The following is a 2,872-nucleotide window of genomic DNA, read 5'->3' on the forward strand; positions in this document are numbered from 1 at the left end:
TCGGTGCGTCCGTTAACTTGATAACGCTGCTGCATTTGTTGCCCCAGATCAGCAGGTAAACCCACCTTGATGCGATAGCGTTTGCGATCGTGGAAGGAGACCATTTCGACTACCGCTTGATCGGGAACAGCCATTCCATCCACAGGTAATCCCCCGCCTCCGGCCCAGTAATATCGTTTTTCTGTAATGCGTTTCGTGCTGGCTCCCGGCCCCATACCTCCACCAGGATATCCGCCCAGTAATGTCCCATTCCGATAAAAGGCAACCTTGGTGATCGCAAGCTCATCAATATTACTGCCGTGACCGTAGCTCCATCTAACATGGCTGGTTGTGTTTGGGCTTGAGCACGCTACCAGAGAAAGACTAAGCCCAATGAATATAATCAGATACCTGAACATCATACCTCCTGATTGCCGATGATATGCCGCCGTTCCTTGCTGACGGAGCCTTCCCGCTTGTTGGTGTTAGCCGGATTGGCGATCCCCTGATTTCTGGCGCTGTGGTGCACGTAGTCACGGCGCAATGCCCGGTAAACCTCGGGTGATAACTGTTCTCCCAGCTTTTTCACCACTCCCGGTTCAGTTGCAGCCATCGCCCAGCGTTGATCCAGTTCCGTCAGGTTAACCGCAGGCTCTTTAGCGGCCCCAGAATCAAGTCTATGACCTGTGACCGTCGGGTCCCACGTTCTAAATGGCACCCCCACAGCACGCCCCGCCTCCACCATTATATGCAGCGGAATGCGGGAGTATTCCCCTTCCACCACCCGGCTCATCATCACGTCGACATAGACTGCTTTTTGTGGCCAGGGGTCATCCTTTCCGCGTCGGCGAATATAGGCATAGGGAATCAAACTGATTGCCCCCACCTGCGGTGTCGCGATCAACCCATCCCAGAGAGACCTTCTCCTCGGCATAGGCTCGCGCCTGCTTGAAGGCGCGGCTTTGTATCTCAGCGGTGGAAACCTCTTCCTGGCTCATAAAACGTTCCAACTCAATGCATTCGATCAGCGCCGGATCGCTGTTCGGATTCGCCAGGCTCCAGCGACTGTAATACCCGCCTCCGATATCCGAATGTGCACCCGGCAGAGCCAGTTCGGTAAAATGGGGGGGAATACTGGTACCGATCGCCGTCGGAGTAATGCGCGTCAGCGGGAAATGGTGGCGGACTTCATCCAGCGCCGTCAGGTGCACCACCCGATCGGCACAGTCATCCTGCAAACGGGTCTTAACCTTGAGGTTATACGACGAGGTGACGGTATCAAAAATTCCTAAAAAGGCAATACGCACATCGTCCCGGCTGCGCCAGTCAAACCCGGCTTTGAGGCGGAGAGAGGGATCCTCCGCCACCGCCTGCACCAGCGGATGATCATCCTTCTGGTCGATAACATTGACAAAATGGCGTGCTGCTGCTGCACCTCGACTAAAGCCAAACACATCAAACACAATACGGTGGATGCAATCAATATTGGGTAATACTTGCCTTAGATCTCTTTGGATGGCCTCTGCAATCCCTTGTCCACAGGCCAGATTCACTTTCCCAACGATGGAGGTGTCTTCCCCCATAACGCTGAGATCCATAGCCAGTGCCAGCGTCACATCTGAGCGGTATTCCTGACCTTCATTCCCTGGGACCGGATCGCGGGTACCAATCCCGCTGATATAACAATGCGCATTCAACGTTTCAGGTCCAATGCGGTATTGATCGTATAGCTTGCCGACATTGGTCTTATCATTTGCCGCACTGTCACTGACCGGCAACTGTCCTCTCTGACAGCCGAGCAGTTCTTTCTCACGCTGCGCTGGGTCTGAACAGGTTTCTGCCAGCCACTGTTCCACCTTTTTCATGCCAGATTCGGCATTACTGGTGTTATTCCCGGTGCCATCGAAGAAAACGCCGATGCGCAACACATTGAGGGTATAGCCTTTTACCTCGATGACGTAGGCATGTTTGGTAAAGAAACGCGCCTCTCCGGCTTTGCCTTCCTGATGTGCCTCTGGCAGTGGCTGCTCGGGGGCCGTCAGACACAGGTCGCCGGTGGTGACATTTACGTGTTCACGCGCTGTTTTCTCATGCCCGACGAGTTGTGTCGTATAAGCCGGTACGGCACTCTGCCCCTGTTTAAGCATTTCACGTGATTGCGCGGCCTTAAGCCAGGGTTGAGTCTCCAGTTTTACCGCTATCGGGCCGACGGCAAAACCGCGCACCAGCGTAGGCCCGTCTTTAAGCGTGACCGTCTGAGACTTGCCAGTCTCATCGGTCAATGTCGCCTTTAGCCCCTTAAAGGAAACATTGTGTTCATCCCGAATATCAATTTCGATCCAGTTATCATAACGTTCACAAGGAATACAGTGCGGATCTGCGGCCATTAATTCACTCCCATCAATTCAGCGTGCTGCGCCATCCAGTGGCGGATCTGTGCCAGTTCAGAGTCGGTCAACATCAGCGGCGCGCGAATGCTTTCCAGCGGTAGCCCTGCCTGCACGGTCAGGGTGCCCGCCACCACACCATCAAGTACATCGTCCTGAAGCTTGTCGGCATTGGCTTGTCGGAGTACCGGTAAGATCGTGCTGGCCGGGTCCGGATGGCGCTCCATCGTCGTCGTCATGACCTGCCAAAAACGGCGGCGAAGAATATAGGCGTGGCGGTTTTCGTCATACAGCGCAGCAAGATGGCGTGAATGGATAGCAAACCACGGGGCTTTTAATGGCGGATGACTGAGAGGGGCAGCATTACGTGTAAACGCCTGGCCGGCAATCCAGAGCCCGGAACAGGGGCCCAGAATGGCATCTTGCTCGTTTGGCGTCATGGCGAGCAAGATTGGCAGAAAAATACGCGGATCAGCGAAACGAAATATAACGGCTTCGCCTTCCCG

General features: G+C 54.6%; 3 protein-coding genes and 1 pseudogene. All 4 read right to left on the bottom strand.

The features are described from left to right. A partial coding sequence (locus J5224_RS24530; RefSeq protein ID WP_319802479.1) for a DUF2931 family protein occupies positions 1-401 on the bottom strand: 401 nt, incomplete at its 3' end. Next, positions 398-850 carry a hypothetical protein gene (locus tag J5224_RS24535; protein WP_264627834.1) on the bottom strand — a complete coding sequence of 151 codons (453 nt, stop codon included), beginning with the start codon at positions 848-850 and terminating at the stop codon, positions 398-400. The genes J5224_RS24530 and J5224_RS24535, both read right to left, overlap by 4 nt. Continuing rightward, entirely contained in the window at positions 810-2,366 is a 1,557-nt protein-coding gene (locus J5224_RS24540; RefSeq protein ID WP_264627835.1) for a T6SS phospholipase effector Tle1-like catalytic domain-containing protein, read from the bottom strand. Before J5224_RS24540 ends, J5224_RS24535 begins: the two co-directional genes overlap by 41 nt. Continuing rightward, positions 2,366-2,872, bottom strand: a pseudogene (locus tag J5224_RS24545) (DUF4123 domain-containing protein); the annotation flags it as partial. The gene J5224_RS24540 and the pseudogene J5224_RS24545, both read right to left, overlap by 1 nt.

The organism is Candidatus Symbiopectobacterium sp. NZEC135, from assembly GCF_025962695.1.

Bases quoted from the DNA above. Each gene is read 5' to 3' on its own strand.
- J5224_RS24540 (WP_264627835.1), bottom strand. From the start codon at position 2,366: ATGGCCGCAGATCCGCACTGTATTCCTTGTGAACGTTATGATAACTGG.